Raw genomic sequence first — 18535 nt, forward strand, 5'->3', positions numbered from 1 at the left:
CTTATTTTTCCAATCAACACATTTTGAGATAAAAAAATAACGGCAATCGCTTAAACGATCACCGTTAAATTGAAATTACTGTCTAAACAGTAAATTATATTGATTATTTTCGAGAAGTATTACTCTTCATTCAATAACTTTAATTCACGGCTTCTTACTTGATTTTTCAAGATTTCCGCAAATTCTTCCACAGCAAATGTACCTAAATCAGCACCTTTACGGGTACGTACAGCCACTTTGCCTTCTGCGATTTCTTTATCACCACAAACAAGCATATAAGGCACACGGCGTAAAGTATGTTCACGGATTTTGAAACCCACTTTTTCGTTACGTAAATCAGTTTTCACGCGTAAACCTACATCAGAAAGTTGTTTCGCGACTTTCTGCACATAGTCAGCTTGACTGTCAGTGATATTCATCACAACTGCTTGGGTTGGCGCTAACCATGCAGGGAAGAAACCTGCATATTCTTCGGTAATGATACCAATGAAACGCTCAATAGAACCTAAAATCGCACGGTGAATCATAACAGGGGTTTTACGGCTATTGTCTTCTGCCACATAAGTTGCATCTAAACGACCTGGTAATGCGAAGTCTAATTGCACGGTACCACATTGCCATTCACGGCCAATGCTATCACGTAATGCGAATTCAATTTTAGGACCATAGAATGCACCTTCCCCCTCTTGAATTTCATATTCAAGACCGTTGTGCGCTAATGCTGCAGCAAGACCTGCTTCCGCACGATCCCACATTTCATCTGAACCGATACGATTTTCAGGGCGAGTAGAAAGTTTTACTGCGATATTAGTGAAACCAAAGGTGCTATAAATATCGTACACCATTTTAATACAGCTAGTTACTTCACTCTCAATTTGATCTTCAGTACAGAAAATATGTGCATCGTCTTGAGTAAAGCCACGTACACGCATTAAACCGTGCAAAGAACCAGAAGGCTCATTACGATGACAAGAACCAAATTCTGCCATACGAATTGGTAAATCACGGTAAGATTTCAAACCTTGATTAAAAATTTGAACGTGTCCTGGGCAGTTCATCGGTTTAATTGCATATTCACGGTTTTCAGATTGAGTGGTAAACATTAAATCTGCGTAATTTTGCCAGTGACCTGTTTTTTCCCACAACACGCGATCCATCATAAAAGGACCTTTTACTTCTTGATAATCGTATTGTTTTAATTTAGTGCGCACGAACGTTTCAAGTTCACGGAAAATTGTCCAGCCATCATTGTGCCAGAACACCATGCCCGGCGCTTCTTCTTGCATATGATATAAATCTAATGCTTTACCAATTTTACGGTGGTCACGTTTTGCCGCTTCTTCTAAACGTGTTAAGTATTCAGCAAGTTGTTTTTTATCCGCCCAAGCCGTACCATAGATACGTTGTAACATTTTGTTTTTACTGTCACCACGCCAGTACGCACCAGCAACTTTTTGTAATTTGAAATGCTGACAGAAACGCATATTTGGCACGTGTGGGCCACGGCACATATCAATATATTCTAAATGATGATATAACGCAGGCGTGGCAGTACGTTCAATGTTTTCATCTAAAATTGCCATTTTGTATGGCTCGCCGCGTTTTTCAAAGGTATCACGCGCTTCTTGCCAAGTAACACGTTTTTTCACGACGTCATAATTGGTTTTTGCCAATTCCAACATACGTTTTTCGATTGCATCTAAATCTTCTTGCGTTAAAGAGCGGTCTAAATCAATGTCATAGTAGAAACCGTTTTCAATAGTTGGACCGATTGCCATTTTTACATCTGGGAATAATTGTTTAATAGCGTGTCCGAGCAAGTGTGCGCATGAGTGGCGAATAATTTCTAAACCATCTTCATCTTTAGCGGTAATGATTTCAAGCGTTGCATCTTGGTCGATAACATCGCATGCATCACGACGCTCACCATTTACACGGCCTGCGATAGTAGCTTTAGCAAGACCCGCACCAATATCTTGTGCAACTTCAAGAACAGAAACAGGATGATCAAATTGACGTTGGGAACCGTCAGGTAAAGTAATAATTGGCATTGTTTTTTCCTTATACAGTGGTCACCCATACGAAAGGTGACGTGTTCGTTTAAAATTCTATAAAAAATTAACCGCACTTTTGCCCTACTTGGCTTCATTCCTACCATTGAACGAGCGAAATTAGGCAAAAAATGCGTGGCGAATTCTATCACTTTCTTAAGGTATTGTTAAATAAATGCACATATTTTACAGAAAGGAAATAATGTTTTTCTGGCTAGGGGCTTTATATCCTAAAAATAAAGGCTAGAATAACCGCACTTTTAAATACCCAGTTAAGGAATAAAAATGAGCAACGTATTAGTATTAAAATCTAGCATTTCAGGAAATAACGCCCAGACCAATCAATTGGCCGATTATGTTATCGAAAAATTACAAGGTAATCACATTGTCGTACGCGATCTAGCCCAACAACCGCTTCCATATTTTGATGCCACTGCAGCAACAGCTGTACGTGGTGAGCCTAAAAATGATGAAGAAAAACAACTTCTTGCACTTTCCGATGAATTAGTCTCCGAATTAAAAAATGCAGAGACTCTGGTTATTGGTGCACCAATGTATAATCTTGGCATCCCAACACAATTAAAAACTTATTTTGATTTTATCGCACGCCCACGTGTCACGTTCCAATATACGGCAAATGGACCGGAAGGGTTATTAAAAGGTAAAAAAGCGATTGTGTTATGTGCATTTGGTGGATTGTATGATGAAGAAAATCTAGTGACACAGTATATGAAGTCAATTTTAGGTTTTATCGGTATCACAGATGTGCAATTTGTTTATGCACAAGGCATTGGATTCGGACCAGAAGCAATTGAAAAAGCCCAAGCGTCTGCAAAAAATAAAATTAATGAAATTGTAGCGGCCCTTTAATTCTCAGATAACCTACAAAACATAAGAAGATTTATTACAAAAAAGTGCGGTAATTTACCGCACTTTTCTTCTTATTTTTTCCGTTCAACCCATTTTCCATTGGTGAAATCAACAATCCATTTCGTTGCTTTTCCATCTTTTTCAGAAGTCACATATTGTTTCTTCTCTTTGCGACTAAAACGAACAATCGCTTCATTCCCTTCAGGGTCTTTTTGTGGTGCATCCGCTAAATAAGCTAATTTTTCAGGTAAACGCTCACGATATTGCACTAGTTCTGTGATTTTAACTGGGCGTGTTTCGCGGGATTTCGGGAAGTTATGTGCTGACATAAATACACCACTCGCACCGTCACGCAATACAAAATATGCATCAGATTTTTCGCATTTTAGCTCTGGGAAATGTACAGGCTCTTCTTTTGGAGGGGCGACTTCGCCATTTTTCAAAATTTTGCGCGTATTATCACAATTTGTACATCCCATATACTTGCCAAAACGACCAAGTTTTAAATGCATATCCGCACCGCATTTATCACACTCAACAACAGGTCCATCATAACCTTTAATTTTGAATGAGCCTTCTTCAATTAAGTATCCATCACAATTTGGATTATTACCGCAAATATGGATTTTACGATGGGCATCGATTACATAGCTGTCCATTGCCGTTCCACATTTTGTACAACGTTTACGATCCATTAATGCTTTGGTTTCTGAAGATTCATCTAAAACATTCAATAATTCCGCTTCAGGAATTAAATTAATCGTCGTTTTACACCGCTCTTTTGGCGACAATGCATAACCCGTGCACCCTAAAAATACCCCCGTACTCGCCGTACGAATGGCCATATTTCTACCACAGGTTGGGCATTTAATATCTGTTTCCACAAGACTATTTGGGCGCATGCCGCCTTCAAGTTCATCCAATTCAGCTTTAGAAAGCTGGCTAGAAAAATCCTTGAAGAATTGATTCAATTCAGTTTTCCAATTCACCGAACCAGAGGCAATTTTATCTAAAGTATCTTCCATATTCGCGGTGAAATCGTAATTCATTAATTCACCAAAAGACTCATTGAGGCGATCAGTCACAATTTCGCCCATCTTTTCCGCATAGAAACGACGATTTTCAGTACGAACATAACCACGTTCTTGAATGGTAGAAATAATTGCCGCATAAGTAGAAGGTCGGCCAATACCACGTTTTTCCAATTCTTTTACTAAAGCCGCTTCAGTAAAACGAGCGGGTGGTTTAGTAAAGTGTTGGGTTGGTTGCACTTCTTTTAAAACAAGTTTTTCCGAAACAGCAACTGAAGGCAATTCTTGATCTTCAGGATTTTTGCCTATTTGTGGCAATACTTTTGTCCAACCATCAAAACGTAAAATTCTGCCTTTTGCTTTCAAGGTATAATCGCCTGCTGACACAGTCAATGTACTGCTATCATATTGTGCAGGTGGCATTTGACATGCTAAGAATTGACGCCAAATTAAATCATAAAGGCGTACCGCATCTTTTTCCATTCCCTCTAAGGATTCAGGCAATGCTCGAATGTCCGATGGACGAATAGCCTCATGCGCCTCTTGCGCATTTTCTTTACTAGAATAGAAATTTGGTTTTTCTGGTAAATATTGTGCACCAAAATGATTTTCAATATAGCTACGTGCCATATTAAGCGCGTCTTGACTCAAATTGGTTGAATCCGTACGCATATAAGTAATGTAACCCGCTTCATATAAACGTTGGGCTAGCATCATTGTTTTTTTAACGCCAAATCCCAAGCGAGTACTTGCAGTTTGTTGAAGCGTTGATGTAATAAATGGCGCTCTAGGACGAGAACTTGTCGGCTTAGTTTCCAAATCTGTGACAACGTAATCTGAAACATTCAGAAAATCTACCGCACTTTGTGCTTCTTTTTTATTTTTTGGATCAAATTTCTTGCCTTTATAATCCGTTACGTCCAAACGTATAGCTTGTTTATTTTGATTATTCGTAAGGACGGCAACTTCCCAATATTCTTCAGGCTGGAAGGCTTTAATTTCACGCTCGCGTTCTACTAATAATTTAACCGCAACCGATTGAACTCGACCAGCAGACAGCCCACGCGCCACTTTTTTCCAAAGTAACGGAGATACCATAAAGCCCACTACTCTATCTAAAAAGCGACGAGTTTGTTGGGCATTAACACGATCCATATTTAGTTGTTCAGGCTTTTCAAAAGCCTGTTTAATGGCATTTTTAGTGATTTCGTTAAACACTACACGGCTAAATCGCTCATCATCGCCACCAATCACCTCGCGTAAATGCCATGCAATCGCTTCCCCTTCTCTATCCAAGTCGGTTGCGAGATAAATATGATCTGCTTTTTTAGCAAGCGATTTTAATTCGGAAACTACTTTTTCTTTACCAGGCAAAATCTGATAATTTGCTTTCCAATCGTGATAAGGATCAATCCCCATACGTTTAACTAAGGCATTACGTTCCTTTTCAGCCTTAATTTTTGCTTTTTCTTCGGCATCCATACCTTTGGTTGAAATTGGTTTAGCTTTTTCACCAGTACTAGAACCAACCGTCGGCAAATCACGAATATGTCCAACACTAGATTTCACCACATATTGGCTACCTAAATATTTATTGATAGTCTTTGCTTTTGCCGGCGACTCCACAATCACCAAGGATTTACTCATTTGATTACCTAATATCACTAGTATTTTGTAAAATTGGCGGTATAGTGCAAAGTTATGTAGGCAAAATCAAGTACTTTTTGAAAAAAGGGTTATAAATGGATAAACTCAACGCGATTTCTATTTTCTGCAAAGTCATTGAAACCCAAAGTTTTACATTGGCTGCAAAGCAACAAAATATTTCTGTGGCGATGGCAAGCAAATTAGTTTCACAGTTAGAAGAACATTTAAAAACACGATTGTTACAACGTACCACCAGAAAAATTATGCCTACTGAAGCGGGAATGATGTATTACCAACGCTGCCAAGGAATTTTGCTTGATTTAGATGAAGCAGATTCTAGCATCACCCACCTCACCAGTTCATTACAAGGAAATTTACTTATTTCTGTTCCTCGTGACTTTGGTTTACTTTTCATCGTACCGAATTTACCGCTATTTATTGCCAAGCATCCTAATCTACATGTTGAAATTGAGTTTAATGATAAAAAAATTGACCTTGTGGCAGAAGGCTATGATCTTGCATTACGTATCGGCCATATGGCGGACAGTTCTCTTGTATCACGCAAAATCAGCACAAATACGCTACACTTTGTGGCATCACCAAGCTATCTTGAAGCGAATGGTATTCCACAAACACCTGATGATTTAGAACATCACAATGGCTTACTTTATAAAAATGTAATGAATCAAGTGAATTGGGTTGGCTCACGCATAAATCAAACACAGCGCTTCAAAATCCAATCAAAGGTTGTGAGCAATAGTGGTTTAGCCTTATTAGAAATGGCAAAAGCAGGACTAGGCATTGTGAATTTACCGAGATTTATTATTGGTCAATCTCTCGAAAAAGGTGAACTGATTGAAATATTACCAGAATATAAACAACAAAAATTAGAAATTCATGTGGTCTATCCGAATAGAAGACATTTACCAATAAAAGTGCGGGCATTTATTGAATTTTTATCTGGCTTAGGCTTGTGTTCAGAAATTTTGGAAAATCCTAAATATAGTCACTAACCGCCATAAAAAATACCGCACTTAGGCAACCCCAAGTGCGGTTATTTTTATGCGTGTTTTTTATAATGCTTTTAAGATGTCTTCAACACGATCTTTTGCATCACCAAAGAGCATTTGCGTATTCTCTTTGAAGAATAATGGGTTTTGTACGCCAGCGTAACCCACTGCCATTGAACGTTTGAAAACAATCACATTTTGTGCTTTCCATACTTCCAATACAGGCATTCCCGCGATTGGGCTATTTGGATCTTCCATCGCAGCTGGGTTTACCGTATCGTTCGCACCGATAACCAATACCACATCGGTATCAGCGAAATCATCATTGATTTCATCCATTTCAAGTACGACATCGTAAGGCACTTTTGCTTCAGCTAAAAGCACGTTCATGTGTCCCGGTAAACGTCCTGCAACAGGGTGAATACCAAAACGAACGTTCACACCACGTTCACGCAATTTTGCTGTAATATCAGCGACGGGATATTGTGCTTGTGCAACAGCCATACCATATCCTGGCGTGATAATCACAGAACTTGCATTTTTCAACAATTCAGCCACTTCTTCTGCCGTAGTTTCACGGTGTTCACCTTGTTCTTCGCTTGAAGAAACTTGAACATCGTTACCAAAACCACCTGCAATTACGCTCACAAATGAACGGTTCATTGCTTTACACATGATGTAAGAAAGGATTGCACCAGAAGAACCAACAAGTGCGCCAGTTACGATGAGCAAATCATTATTCAACATAAAACCTGCTGCAGCCGCTGCCCAACCAGAATATGAGTTAAGCATTGATACCACAACTGGCATATCTGCTCCACCGATTGATGCCACTAAGTGCCAGCCGAATGCAAGAGCAATCGCTGTCATTAATAACACAGGGAAAATGCTTTCTGGATTATTCAAGAATGCAACCATCAATAATGCAGATACCACAAGTGCGGCTAAATTTAATTTATGGCGATGCGGCAACATTAATGCTTTTGAATTAATTTTTCCGCTTAATTTACCAAATGCAACAACAGAACCAGTGAAAGTTACGGCACCGATAAAAATACCTAAAAATACTTCAACATTATGAATATTCGTTAATACTGCTTGCTCTGCTACAAATGCGGCTTGTGCTGCTGCATCTAATCCTTCTGGCATTAATGCCTCATGGTGTAAACCATAGCTATTAAAGCCTACGAGTACAGCCGCTAAACCGACGAAACTGTGAAGAATCGCCACAAGTTCTGGCATTTCAGTCATTTCTACTTTTAATGCACGTTGAACACCGATTGCACCACCGATGATCATCGCAATAATGATCCAAAATGTTCCTTCAGAATGAGGTCCAAAAATGGTTGCGATAAGGGCAATTGTCATACCAACAATACCGAACCAACAACCCGCTTTAGCAGTTTCATGTTTAGAAAGTCCTGCCAAGCTCATAATGAAAAGTAATGCTGCTAAAATATACGCAGCCTGTACTAAACCTTCAGACATTGTGCGCTCCTTAACCTTTTCTAAACATTGCTAACATACGTTGTGTGACACGGAAACCACCAAAAATATTGATGCTTGCCACCAAAATCGCCACAAAAGCTAAGGCATCGATAAATAGATTGCCTGTTGGCTGACGAATTTGTAATAACGCCCCTACAATAATAATGCCTGAAATTGCATTTGTTACTGCCATTAATGGTGTATGAAGTGCATGGCTAACATTCCAAACCACGTAATAACCCACCACACAAGCTAAAACAAATACGGTGAAATGTGATAAAAATGCAGCGGGAGCAACAGAAGCTAACCAAAGGAATAACACGCCAACACCTGCCATCACACCGTATTTCACACGAGGATCTGTTGGTTTAGATTCTTTTTTCTCTGCCACTGGTGCAACTTTGGTTTCTTGTTTTGGTTGTGCAGACACTTGAATTTGTGCTGGAGGAATTTCTTCCCCATCACGAACAACGGTCACACCACGAAGAACCACATCTTCAAAATCAATATTGATCTTGCCATCTTTCTCTTTGCACAAAAGTTTTAATAAATTGACTAAGTTTGTGCCATAAAGTTGAGACGATTGCGTTGGTAAACGGCTTGGGAAATCCGTATAACCAATCACTTTCACTTGGTTTTCAGTTGTAACAACTTTCCCTGCTTGCGTATATTCACAGTTACCACCAGTTGCAGCCGCTAAATCCACAATCACCGAACCTGGTTTCATTGAATCCACCATTTCTTTGGTAATCAAACGAGGTGCTGGTTTACCTGGAATGGCCGCCGTAGTAATAATAATATCGACTTCTTTAGCTTGTTCTGCGTAAAGCTCCATCGCACGACGGTTAAATTCTTCCGACATCACTTTCGCATAACCATCACCACTGCCGCCTTCTTCTTTAAAATCAATTTCTAAGAAGCTTGCACCCATACTTTGAACTTGCTCTTTCACTTCAGGACGAGAGTCAAAAGCACGAACAATCGCCCCAAGGCTATTTGCTGCACCAATTGCCGCCAAACCAGCCACACCAGCACCAATCACCAACACTTTTGCTGGTGGAACTTTACCTGCAGCAGTAATTTGCCCAGTAAAGAAGCTACCGAATTCATGCGCAGCTTCAATGACAGCACGATAACCAGAAATATTCGCCATAGAAGAAAGCGCATCCAATGCTTGCGCACGAGAAATACGAGGCACCGCATCCATTGCTAACACATTAATTTTCTTCGCGGTGAGTTTTTTCATTAACTCAGGATTTTGCATACGCCAAATAAAGCTCACAAGCGTTGCCCCTTCCTTCATTTGAACGATTTCTTCATCTGTCGGTGCATTTACTTTGAAGATAATATCCGATTGCCAAATTTCAGCCGACGTACCGATCTTCGCGCCTGCCTCTAAAAATGCTTGATCTTCAAAACTAGCTTTAAAACCTGCATCGTGTTCCACGATCACGTCAAAGCCCAATTTCAATATTTGCTGAACCGTTTTCGGCGTTGCCGCCACACGGCTCTCATTCTCAAGCAGCTCTCTAGGTACACCAATTAACATACTGTTTCCCTCTGATTGATGATTGGGTTGATGAGATTAATGAACAAACCTTCGCCTATTCATCGTTAAAATGACAAAAAGTCAAACGGATACAACTGTATCATTGATTGAATGAAAATAGGTAACGTTTTTAAGTGGTTTTACAAGATATTGTGATAGGGATCACGAAAAATTTCATATAATAAACACCTCAAAAATTTACCTCACTCCAACAGAATAGTTACCCAACACTTCTTCATTAAAACGACTCTAATTTACCACTTTGACTTAGTGCAAGCTCTGTAGTGATATCTGTTTTAATCGCAGCAATTTCTTCTCCCCATTTTCTCATCAAAGCCCACTAAAAGTGTGGTGAGATTCATGTTATTTTTGCTTTGAACAAGCGTGCTGCCATTGCCATCGTTAATAATATCTGCACCTTTAGCATTCAGATTATTTGATGAGAGTTGTAACTGGCCATCTTCTCCTTTTACACGGAAAAGTGCTTTACGACCAAGCGTGGTTTGCTGGCGTTGAAAACCAGATAACGCTATATTTTCTGGCAAACTTTATTCGTGAGCTTGCCTCGGGATTTTGCTAACTCTGGAACTATAATAGATTGTAATGGTACAAGCGTAAACGCTTGCACTATCAGAGCGTTTTAAAATTCTTTAAAAATTGACCGCACTTTCAACTTAAAATTCTAGCCGCTGTGTTAAGCCTTCTTCGGGTTCTTGACTTCGGAAAATCAGCCATAACCTCAACACATCAATCATTATTCCACGAGGCAACGTAAGATAAAGTGATTCCTCTTCTTGGGCAAAGAGAAAATAAAAATTCACTTCATCGTTCATCACCTCTGCCCCCCAAGAATTGGAAGAAATATCCGATTCTTGAATTGTATCATCCATCAAAATTACCAATGAATGATCTAAAAAAGAGAAATAATTTGGTCCTCCCATTGGATCATTCAAATAGCCAGTTAATGGATTTAATTGGTGATTTTCCTCTAAATAGCAAGCTGGAATAATTTGTCCTTTATGCTGAATATACGTAAAAATAAGTTTCATCTTTACTCCTGGTCAGCACTTGGAAAAGCCGTGACGACAGGATAGGTATAACCTTCTATGCGCACACCTGAATTTGAAATACCAGCCCACATACCCTCGGCCTTACGAATAGGATCTAAATCATCTACTTGATTCATATAAGCAGAATTAATTTCAACTTTAATACGATCTGCCGTCCACGTTTGGGGAAACATCAAGGTCTCCCCATTATTATTGGTCTTCACAATATATTGATTAGTTTCACTATCAAAAGCAGAAATCTATGCAAGATATACGCCATTTGGATAAGTGTATAATATCCGATCAACACGTATATTGCCTAAGGCGGAATATCCACCGATCATGACTGTCATAAAATACCTCTAATCTAAACTGAAAAATAAACTTCATTGCTTATATTGGGTTCAGATAGTAAGAAGTCATACCAATTAGATAAAATGATCTTAAATTGGTCAAACTCAAGATAATCATCAGGATATTCTTCATCCCCCCAATAAATAGTTACTTTATCTAACGAGATTAGCGCACCTAAGGTTTGTCCCCACATATCATATTCAGAAATTTCTTTTTTAGATATTTTATCAATCTCTTCAAGACCATTTTTTATCCACTTTTGTAAATGGTTTATACCTAATCCCTCATCATCAATTAAAAAATGAGTTATATTTAAATCTTCATTTATATTTAGAATAGAACAATGTGGTTCTAAAGATCCATCTTTCCACATATCTATCCAACTAAACTTAACATTTATCATATGCTACTTGTCTCCCATAACTGGATAAACTGTAGTTTTAGGTTCTTTATATCCTTTTCTACATAGGTGTGACATTTTCCAATATTCATTTTATGGATAATATTTTTTACCCAACAAATTAATATTTTCTAATATTTCATCATTTGTCATATAGAAACCAGGTTCTATTATACTAATCAGATCCAATGCAAAATCACGAAATTCCTCTCTCCAATCAATTGATGAATTCATCAATTCTAAGGCTCTATAAGAAATCTCCTGTTCTGATGCATTATTACTTACCATTAATCTAATTTCATTTATAAAGTCTTTTTCACTATATCTGATCATTTTTTCATTTTCTCCAATTCTGCTCCTGTAGGCGGGTAATGGATACTATCCACAACTTGACCATTTACTGATTTTGGATGAACTCTATTAACATTGCCATTATGATCGTAACTTTCCATCCATTGTTTTACGCCCCCTGTTTTAGGATTATATTCAGTCACTAGAGAGTTTCCCCTAGTTGGTCCTGGATTTTTCGCAAAACGTTCTTTATCATAATATCGAACTCGTCCATCAGGAAGAGTTTTAATTTTAACTGCTGACTTCTGAGCACTTTCTAATGCTGATAATTTCTTAGATAATGCAACTTGAGCATTTATTGAGGAAAAAGAGCTATCCTTGTAATAACGTTCGCTATCCTTCGCTGAACTAACCTTAAAAGGCTTGCTTGGTTTTCCTCCCGACACGGCATTCTCTGCTTGGAAAAATCTCATCACCTTAACAGCTAAAGCAATATGTTTTTCCACATCACTCTTACTGTTTTCTATAGCCTCAAGCGTTTTACTATTTTCCGATTGAACAAGCATATCAACGCGTGAACGTTGGTCTGCCGGGATTTTCGATAAGATACTACCTATCGCAATAGCCTGCTCTTCTGAAAAATCATTTGCAGCCATTAATAAACTTGACACCACTTGTCGGCATGCTGCATCACAATCTGCAAGCATAGCTCGTTTCTTTTGGCTTGAATGCTCTAAATCACGTAGAACAACTTCAATATCTTCACCATTCAACAAACGTTGATAAGCACTATAAATATCGCCTTGAGCAAGCGCATTATTCTCCACCGCCCTTTTAGCCGTTCCAGCCCCAGAAGTCGCAGCAAGGAAATTCCCCCCTTGTTCCGCTGTGGTGCCATTCGCTTTTGCCGTCAATGCCGCAGCCAATCCGCCCGCCAGTTGACTTAACGTGCTAATGTTTTCCTTCTCATTTGCCGTTAATTCACTGACCGGTTTGCCATAAGCTCTCGCGATGATTTCAGCCGTTGCTTCACCCGTCACCCCTGCCACTGCACCCGTCAATGGGTCTTTACCTGTCACCTGGAACTCCACCGCTGAAAGCAGCGCATGCGCCATAAGGTTAGTCGCTTTGTCTTTTGCCGTGTCACCCGCCGTCATCTCGTGGATTTTTTGATTGAGATAGGGTGAAGCCAGTGCAACAAGACTGCCTGCGGTATCGTTTTGTGCCGCCGCTTGTAATGCCGCTGTCACCGCTCGAATTGCCATGCCTGTCTTGCTTCCAATGCCGTAAGTGCGGTCGATTTCACCTTGCGTTTTCTTGATTTCGGCTTGAACACTTGTCAGCTGTTGCTTAATGGCGGCAAGCTGTTGTTCATTACCCGCTTGTCCCTTCAAGGCTTTTTCTTGCTCTTCCAGCTTAAACTTCTCAAGTCCTAGCTTGTTAATTTTCTCACGCTCATTATACGTGGCGATGCTTATCGCGTTGTTGCTGATGTCGCCTATCACCTTCGCCATTTCTTGGCGCTCTTGCACTTTTTGTAAATCTTGTTTTTCAACACGTTGATTCGCATTTTTGGTGTCACGTGAAAGTGCGGTCAGTTTTTCCGGTGTTTCGGTGTCTATCTGAATGTTGTCGCTGATAGCTGATTGGGTGGTGCTGCGCGCGCTTTCATTGGTGTTGCCCAATAAGCTCAAGGCACTGCTTATCGCTTGCATCGGGTTAATGCCTCCCGTACCTGCCCCCATGCTCGCACTTTCGGTTTTAATCTCGCTTTTATTTTCAATATCGGTATGCGTGAGCGATTTTGTTTTGAAGTGGTTTTTACTTGCCTCAGCATCACTTTCAATGATGGCACCATTCAGTTGGGTATGGTTGTGGATATGGGCATCCATGCCATCCTCACCCACATGAATACCCGCTTGTTCATTGACTTGCGCATAATCTACTTTCGCTTTGTTATAGGAGGCACTGACCGAAGCTCCGCCACCTGAACCATACGCCATCGAGCCACTTGCACTCGCACTCGTTTGTTTGGATTCGTATTTCTCTGTATCTTGACGGCTCGTTATCGTCAGATTTTGAATGTCCGCTTCCCAACGTTTCGCTTTGAGATTCGCAGCATCAAGGGTTAAGCCGCCTTCTTCACTGTTCGTGATGATTTTATCCGCAGTGAAATGACTATTTTGCCAACGTTCACTATCCGAGTTAGATTTGCCCTTAGCAGCATTGACCGAACCCTCTATACCAAATCCGTAACTATTACCATTGGTTCCAACAAAGACACCTACACTCCCCCCTGCTGATTTATTTTCTGTGCGTTGGTGCTCCTCATCTTTTACACCTTTTATCTCAATCCCTTTTTTGCCTGATAATGCCATCAATTTTGCATTCGCATCCACGCCTTCAAAGGTGAGTTTTTCATCGCGGGCTTTTACATTAAACGTACCAGTGCTCACCGTTGATTTTTGATGACGAATACTCTGGCTTTCGCTACTTTGTGTTTGTTTTTGGCTGCCATAACCAATACTCACCTTCATACTTGGGCTGGATGTCGTCCCCGTATTCTGCATATTACCGGCTCGTAAGGCATCTAAGGTTTCTGCCACCTTACCCACATTTTGAGCCGCCATTGTCGCTTCTTCCGCGGCTTTCACTGCATAAAGTGCCTTGAGTTTTCCATTGGTGACTTGTTGGCTGCGATTCACACTGTTATAAGCCGCTTGTGCCATATCGGTCACCGGTGTACTCAAGGCAATCGTCACGCCAGATTGTTTATATTCATGCCCCTCTTTACGTTCAATAATATCTTTTCCGGCTTCTACCTTCACGCTTGCACCTTTAATATCGATGCGATTCGTGTTTGGCGTAATCATATCCGTTCCCATGACATTCGAATGGTTACCCGCACTCACTGTGATATTGCCATTCATTGAACCCAGCGTGCTACGTGCATCTGATTGTGTCCAACCTTCCGTTTCATAATCATGTTTTTCTGATTTCGAACCAACGGTAAAACCAATACCGCCGTCTGTGAACACACCTCTGGTTTTCTTGGTTTCCACGCGCTTATTTTTGAAATGATTGGTATCCGCTGCAATATCAATATCATGTCCAGCCTGAATATGCAGATCATTATCCGCAATAGCCTGCATACCTTTCGCCTTCACGTCATGACCTGCTGAAAGAAGCACCTCTTTACCACTCACCTGCGTGCCGACTTGAGTAACGGAGTGTTGTTGGTCTAGACTGGTTTTGGTCACCTTCGCCACACTACCACTTTTCGTTTTGTGGAATTCTTCAAAATCACGGCTTTCTTTTACACCATTCAGCACAAGGTCATTTTTAGCAATAGCCATTAACTTCGCTTCGCTATCCAACTGTGCCCCTTCGGATAAAATATTTTTACCGGTTAGCTCAACATCACCTTTGCCTTTTATGCGGCTGACTACCGCTTCTTCCACTTTCTCATGACGGTAATGATTGCCTGCGCCCATTTTCTCATCAAAGCCCACTGAAAGTGCGGTCAGATTCATGTTATTTTTTGTTTGAACAAGCGTATTGCCATTGCCGTCGTTAACAATATCTGCACCTTTAGCATTCAGATTATTTGATAAAAGCTGTAATTGGCCATCTTCTCCTTTTACATGGAAAAGCGCGTTACGACCAAGCGTGGTTTCACTACGTTGGAAATGAGATAAGTCCACCTTTGTTGTCATCGTGGTACTTTCGTGATTTAAATCACCGCCCACATCTACCAAGAGGGCTCGCTCAGCTTCCACTTTACCGCCGATATTATCGAAGTTATGCGTGGTTTTGATTCCCACCTTATCACCCGTAATGGCGCCTTCGTTTAATAAGCTTTCGGTATTTAATAAAGTAAGCTTACGCCCCGCAATGGTGCCACTATTGGTTAAACGGTTACTCCGTAAATCAATCACCTCCGCTGAAATCAACACACCTTCGCCATTTAAGTCGCCTTTCTGCGCCATCGCATAGACACGAGGCGCCATCACTTTGACTTGTTTTCCGCTTGGTAGCGTTACTACGCTAAATTGAATGTGAAATTATAAGATTAGCTTAAAGATAAGCTGCTCTAAAAATACAAAAAGTGCGGTCAGTTTTTAAGAGGTTTTAAAACTCTTTGAAAATTGACCACACTTGATATTTCCATTTTTCCAATCTACTTGTAAATAATTAAAAATGAGCTTTATATAGCACATCTTTAAATTTATTCCCAAAGTAAATTAAATGCCCTTTTTGGAATACTTTTCCATTAACTCAATCACTGGTTTAAATTTAGGATCTTGTGAACGATATTTTTTGATCCCTTCTAAAATACCATGCTGTCCAGTAAAGAAATCTACATCTCCCCCGTTATCTAGCATTAATTGAAGCAAATCCAACCTTTCAGGGAAACCATTAATATAGGATAAAGGTGTAATTCCTCTTTCATTTGGTAAATTAGGGTTTGCACCAGCCTTAAGTAACGCTATTGCAGCATCAATATTTTTACCTCTTAACGCATAATGCAAAGGAGTCATTCCGTATATATCTTGCAAATTAACTGAAACATTATTCTCAATAAAAAATGGAATAGAAGGTGCTATAAAATCCTCTTTTGAGCATAAAAGTAATCCCATATGTAGCCAATTCCAGTTTTCTTTTTCTGACTTATATAAGATATCAAGTTTTTTCTCAACTAGAAAAATTCGCTTCAAGAATAAAACATCACCCTCTTGAATTGCCCTAATAGTCTCAACTTCTAGATCTGATTCTACTTCTCTATTTGTTGTTAATTCTGTCATTCTTACTTTCCTCTTTTAAAAAAGTTTTTCATATCAGTTATAATTGGATCTAATTTATCGTTTCCTGGCATCTCATTTCTATGACTACGATTTTCAGAACGATTCTCCAATCTAAAATTCTGCGGTCTAGCGTTAACGTAATCATTAAATTCCTGTCTTGTTAAACCCAATTGTTTAGCAGCCTCTTCTAATCTTCTATGCTCCCATCCTGGAATATGCCCTATATCAAATGGACCATTCACTATTTCACCTGTTTCTTTATGAAGTAATACATTATCTGAAACCTGCTCATATTGCGAAAGAATATTTTTCTTAGTTTCAACTCTAAGAGTTGGTCTCGGGTATTTATCCCCTACTGCCGTTTTATTCACTAATAGATTAGGTTCTGATTTCAATTCTTTCTTCACCCCACCCTCAAACGACACAAACTTATTATTATTGAAGAAAACAGGATTTCCTTTTACATCATCTCCTATATAGTGATAAACACCACCCTTCGGACCTTCAATCTCACTTAATGAAACATACTTATATCCCTCCGGCAAGGGTTTGCTCAAAAATTCAGAATCTACTTTAAGTTTAACTAAATTGCCGGTCTGTAAATTAGGTAAACGAGTAAGCGTTCTTTCGGCAACCTTACCAGCAACTTCACCCACAGCTTTTACACCCACACCAGCAGCCCTACCTGCCCCCGTAAGCTCTAACAAGGCAGTGCCACCTCTCACGGCGGCTATCGCATCAATCTCATTGACCATATTTTTACCATAAAGGTAATTTACATCGTCAAGACGATAGCCTGCACCAAAAATATCTTTACCCGATTGCCATACCGCTTTTCCTGAATCAGATAACATTTCCTTACCAGATGAAATGCACATATCTTCTTTTAAACAGTTCGCAATACCAAAACTAATCGGCTTGAGTATATCCTCCGGATGATCAAATGCATGCAAAGTACCTTTTAAAGCCGCATCTGCGCCATCTGATAAGGATTTAGTATAAAGATTATATTTTACTTTCGGTTGTAATGTATTCGTTACAACATGACCATTTGCTTTATCAAATTGTGCCAATGCATTTGAATATTTACCCGTTGAGTAATATTCATCTTTATCCATAACAGTAAACATTGACTGACGTTTACCATCCGAATTAATAAATGTACCTCGATTATCATAAGGTGGTACATCACCTTGAGCCGTTGCACCTCTTAAGAAAGACTGTGCTTGGCCATCTGTTTCGCCAATTTTCTTAAACCAAGCATAGTCGACTTCTTGAGCAGCTTGGGTAATTAATCGCTCCATCGCTTCTTGCTCAGTGACTTGGTGCCCTAAACGCTCACTTTCCTCTTGAGCAAAACGTTTTGCATTTTCTTTAATCCATTTAATCTCATCAACATGAAGCTGTCTGTTATACGTCTCCGCATTGTAAGATGTCAACGCGCCCTGTTTCATGGTTTCACTCGTGCCACCACTCACCACACCCGCGGCAGCACCAATCACCAATGCCGTCATTTGTTGTGCTGCTTGTTTAAGCTTCTCTTTTTGCCCATCATCTAGCTTGAGGTCTTTCGCTTGTTCATTTAAGTAATCTGTAACATACGTGTTCAACCACTCTGAACCTGCTCCCGCTGCTGCACCTGTCGCCACATTGCCATCTGACATCTTCGCCGCCAATGCACCTGCAAAGACATGCATCACAATCTTCTCTTTGCTGCCGTCTTCAAATTCAAATTTTTTCGCAAGGTCACCCGTGACTTTTGCAAACAACTCACCTGCTACTTGTGCTGCCTCTTGCTGCTCTTTCACTTCGTTATGGTCAAATGCTTTTACTTTATGATTGGCATTTTGTGTATCTCTGGAAAGTGCGGTTAGATTTTCCGGTGTTTCTGTGTCAATTTGAATATTAGACCCTATCGCTGATTGCGTTTGACTTGTAGGCGAAGTTAGATGTGAAATTATAAGGTTTGCTTAATATAAGCATCAGTAAA

General features: G+C 39.8%; 14 protein-coding genes. 2 read left to right on the top strand and 12 right to left on the bottom strand.

Annotated features, from left to right (window positions below; translation table 11 throughout):
- Positions 1–119: 119 nt before the first annotated feature.
- The gene (gene thrS, locus AC6H22_RS03355; RefSeq protein WP_497515338.1) at positions 120–2051 is read right to left on the bottom strand and encodes a threonine--tRNA ligase; all 1932 of its coding nucleotides are present in this window, start codon (positions 2049–2051) and stop codon (positions 120–122) included.
- Between the two features lie 285 nt (positions 2052–2336).
- Between thrS and AC6H22_RS03360 the strand changes: the two genes are divergently transcribed.
- Complete coding sequence (locus AC6H22_RS03360; protein ID WP_497515339.1) at positions 2337–2921, top strand: FMN-dependent NADH-azoreductase; 585 nt, start codon at positions 2337–2339, stop codon at positions 2919–2921.
- Between the two features lie 71 nt (positions 2922–2992).
- Here AC6H22_RS03360 and topA read toward each other — a convergent pair whose 3' ends face one another.
- Positions 2993–5599: a type I DNA topoisomerase gene (gene topA, locus AC6H22_RS03365; RefSeq protein WP_497515340.1), complete on the bottom strand. Its 2607-nt coding sequence runs from the start codon at positions 5597–5599 to the stop codon at positions 2993–2995.
- A 95-nt stretch (positions 5600–5694) separates the two neighbouring features.
- Here topA and AC6H22_RS03370 point away from each other — a divergent pair, with 95 nt between their 5' ends.
- On the top strand, positions 5695–6612 hold the full coding sequence (locus AC6H22_RS03370; RefSeq protein WP_497515342.1) for a LysR family transcriptional regulator: 918 nt from the start codon (positions 5695–5697) through the stop codon (positions 6610–6612).
- A gap of 60 nt (positions 6613–6672) precedes the next feature.
- Here the strand turns inward: AC6H22_RS03370 and pntB are convergent, their stop codons facing one another.
- The 10 genes from pntB to AC6H22_RS03420 all read right to left on the bottom strand — a co-directional run bounded on the left by pntB (position 6673) and on the right by AC6H22_RS03420 (position 18353).
- Complete coding sequence (pntB, locus tag AC6H22_RS03375) at positions 6673–8097, bottom strand: Re/Si-specific NAD(P)(+) transhydrogenase subunit beta (protein WP_005637794.1); 1425 nt, start codon at positions 8095–8097, stop codon at positions 6673–6675.
- A gap of 10 nt (positions 8098–8107) precedes the next feature.
- The gene (gene pntA, locus AC6H22_RS03380) at positions 8108–9646 is read right to left on the bottom strand and encodes a Re/Si-specific NAD(P)(+) transhydrogenase subunit alpha (protein ID WP_497515343.1); all 1539 of its coding nucleotides are present in this window, start codon (positions 9644–9646) and stop codon (positions 8108–8110) included.
- A 296-nt stretch (positions 9647–9942) separates the two neighbouring features.
- A complete protein-coding gene (locus AC6H22_RS03385) occupies positions 9943–10191 on the bottom strand; it encodes a hypothetical protein (protein ID WP_497515344.1) in 249 nt (82 codons plus the stop codon).
- Between the two features lie 129 nt (positions 10192–10320).
- The gene (locus tag AC6H22_RS03390; RefSeq protein ID WP_497515345.1) at positions 10321–10695 is read right to left on the bottom strand and encodes a DUF5376 family protein; all 375 of its coding nucleotides are present in this window, start codon (positions 10693–10695) and stop codon (positions 10321–10323) included.
- A 2-nt stretch (positions 10696–10697) separates the two neighbouring features.
- Entirely contained in the window at positions 10698–10919 is a 222-nt protein-coding gene (locus AC6H22_RS03395) for an EndoU domain-containing protein (protein ID WP_269147564.1), read from the bottom strand.
- Between the two features lie 143 nt (positions 10920–11062).
- Positions 11063–11422, bottom strand: a complete 360-nt coding sequence (locus tag AC6H22_RS03400; protein WP_497515346.1) for a hypothetical protein — start codon at positions 11420–11422, stop codon at positions 11063–11065.
- Between the two features lie 120 nt (positions 11423–11542).
- On the bottom strand, positions 11543–11782 hold the full coding sequence (locus AC6H22_RS03405) for a VHS/ENTH/ANTH domain-containing protein (RefSeq protein ID WP_065246171.1): 240 nt from the start codon (positions 11780–11782) through the stop codon (positions 11543–11545).
- Positions 11779–15750, bottom strand: coding sequence for a hemagglutinin repeat-containing protein (locus AC6H22_RS03410; RefSeq protein ID WP_497515348.1), 3972 nt, complete (start codon positions 15748–15750; stop codon positions 11779–11781). Before AC6H22_RS03410 ends, AC6H22_RS03405 begins: the two co-directional genes overlap by 4 nt.
- Positions 15751–15984: 234 nt before the next feature.
- Positions 15985–16545: an ankyrin repeat domain-containing protein gene (locus tag AC6H22_RS03415; protein WP_111304956.1), complete on the bottom strand. Its 561-nt coding sequence runs from the start codon at positions 16543–16545 to the stop codon at positions 15985–15987.
- Positions 16546–16547: 2 nt separating this feature from the next.
- Positions 16548–18353, bottom strand: coding sequence for an HNH/ENDO VII family nuclease (locus AC6H22_RS03420; protein ID WP_497515349.1), 1806 nt, complete (start codon positions 18351–18353; stop codon positions 16548–16550).
- Between the last annotated feature and the right edge of the window lie 182 nt (positions 18354–18535).

The sequence above is a fragment of the Haemophilus sp. THUN1690 genome (assembly GCF_059704375.1).

What these genes read in the sequence shown, in the direction of transcription:
- thrS (WP_497515338.1), bottom strand. Translation starts at nt 2,051, where the DNA reads ATGCCAATTATTACTTTACCTGACGGTTCCCAACGTCAATTTGATCAT.
- AC6H22_RS03360 (WP_497515339.1), top strand. Translation starts at nt 2,337, where the DNA reads ATGAGCAACGTATTAGTATTAAAATCTAGCATTTCAGGAAATAACGCC.
- topA (WP_497515340.1), bottom strand. Translation starts at nt 5,599, where the DNA reads ATGAGTAAATCCTTGGTGATTGTGGAGTCGCCGGCAAAAGCAAAGACT.
- AC6H22_RS03370 (WP_497515342.1), top strand. Translation starts at nt 5,695, where the DNA reads ATGGATAAACTCAACGCGATTTCTATTTTCTGCAAAGTCATTGAAACC.
- pntB (WP_005637794.1), bottom strand. Translation starts at nt 8,097, where the DNA reads ATGTCTGAAGGTTTAGTACAGGCTGCGTATATTTTAGCAGCATTACTT.
- pntA (WP_497515343.1), bottom strand. Translation starts at nt 9,646, where the DNA reads ATGTTAATTGGTGTACCTAGAGAGCTGCTTGAGAATGAGAGCCGTGTG.
- AC6H22_RS03390 (WP_497515345.1), bottom strand. Translation starts at nt 10,695, where the DNA reads ATGAAACTTATTTTTACGTATATTCAGCATAAAGGACAAATTATTCCA.
- AC6H22_RS03400 (WP_497515346.1), bottom strand. Translation starts at nt 11,422, where the DNA reads ATGTGGAAAGATGGATCTTTAGAACCACATTGTTCTATTCTAAATATA.
- AC6H22_RS03405 (WP_065246171.1), bottom strand. Translation starts at nt 11,782, where the DNA reads ATGATCAGATATAGTGAAAAAGACTTTATAAATGAAATTAGATTAATG.
- AC6H22_RS03410 (WP_497515348.1), bottom strand. Translation starts at nt 15,750, where the DNA reads ATGGCGCCTCGTGTCTATGCGATGGCGCAGAAAGGCGACTTAAATGGC.
- AC6H22_RS03415 (WP_111304956.1), bottom strand. Translation starts at nt 16,545, where the DNA reads ATGACAGAATTAACAACAAATAGAGAAGTAGAATCAGATCTAGAAGTT.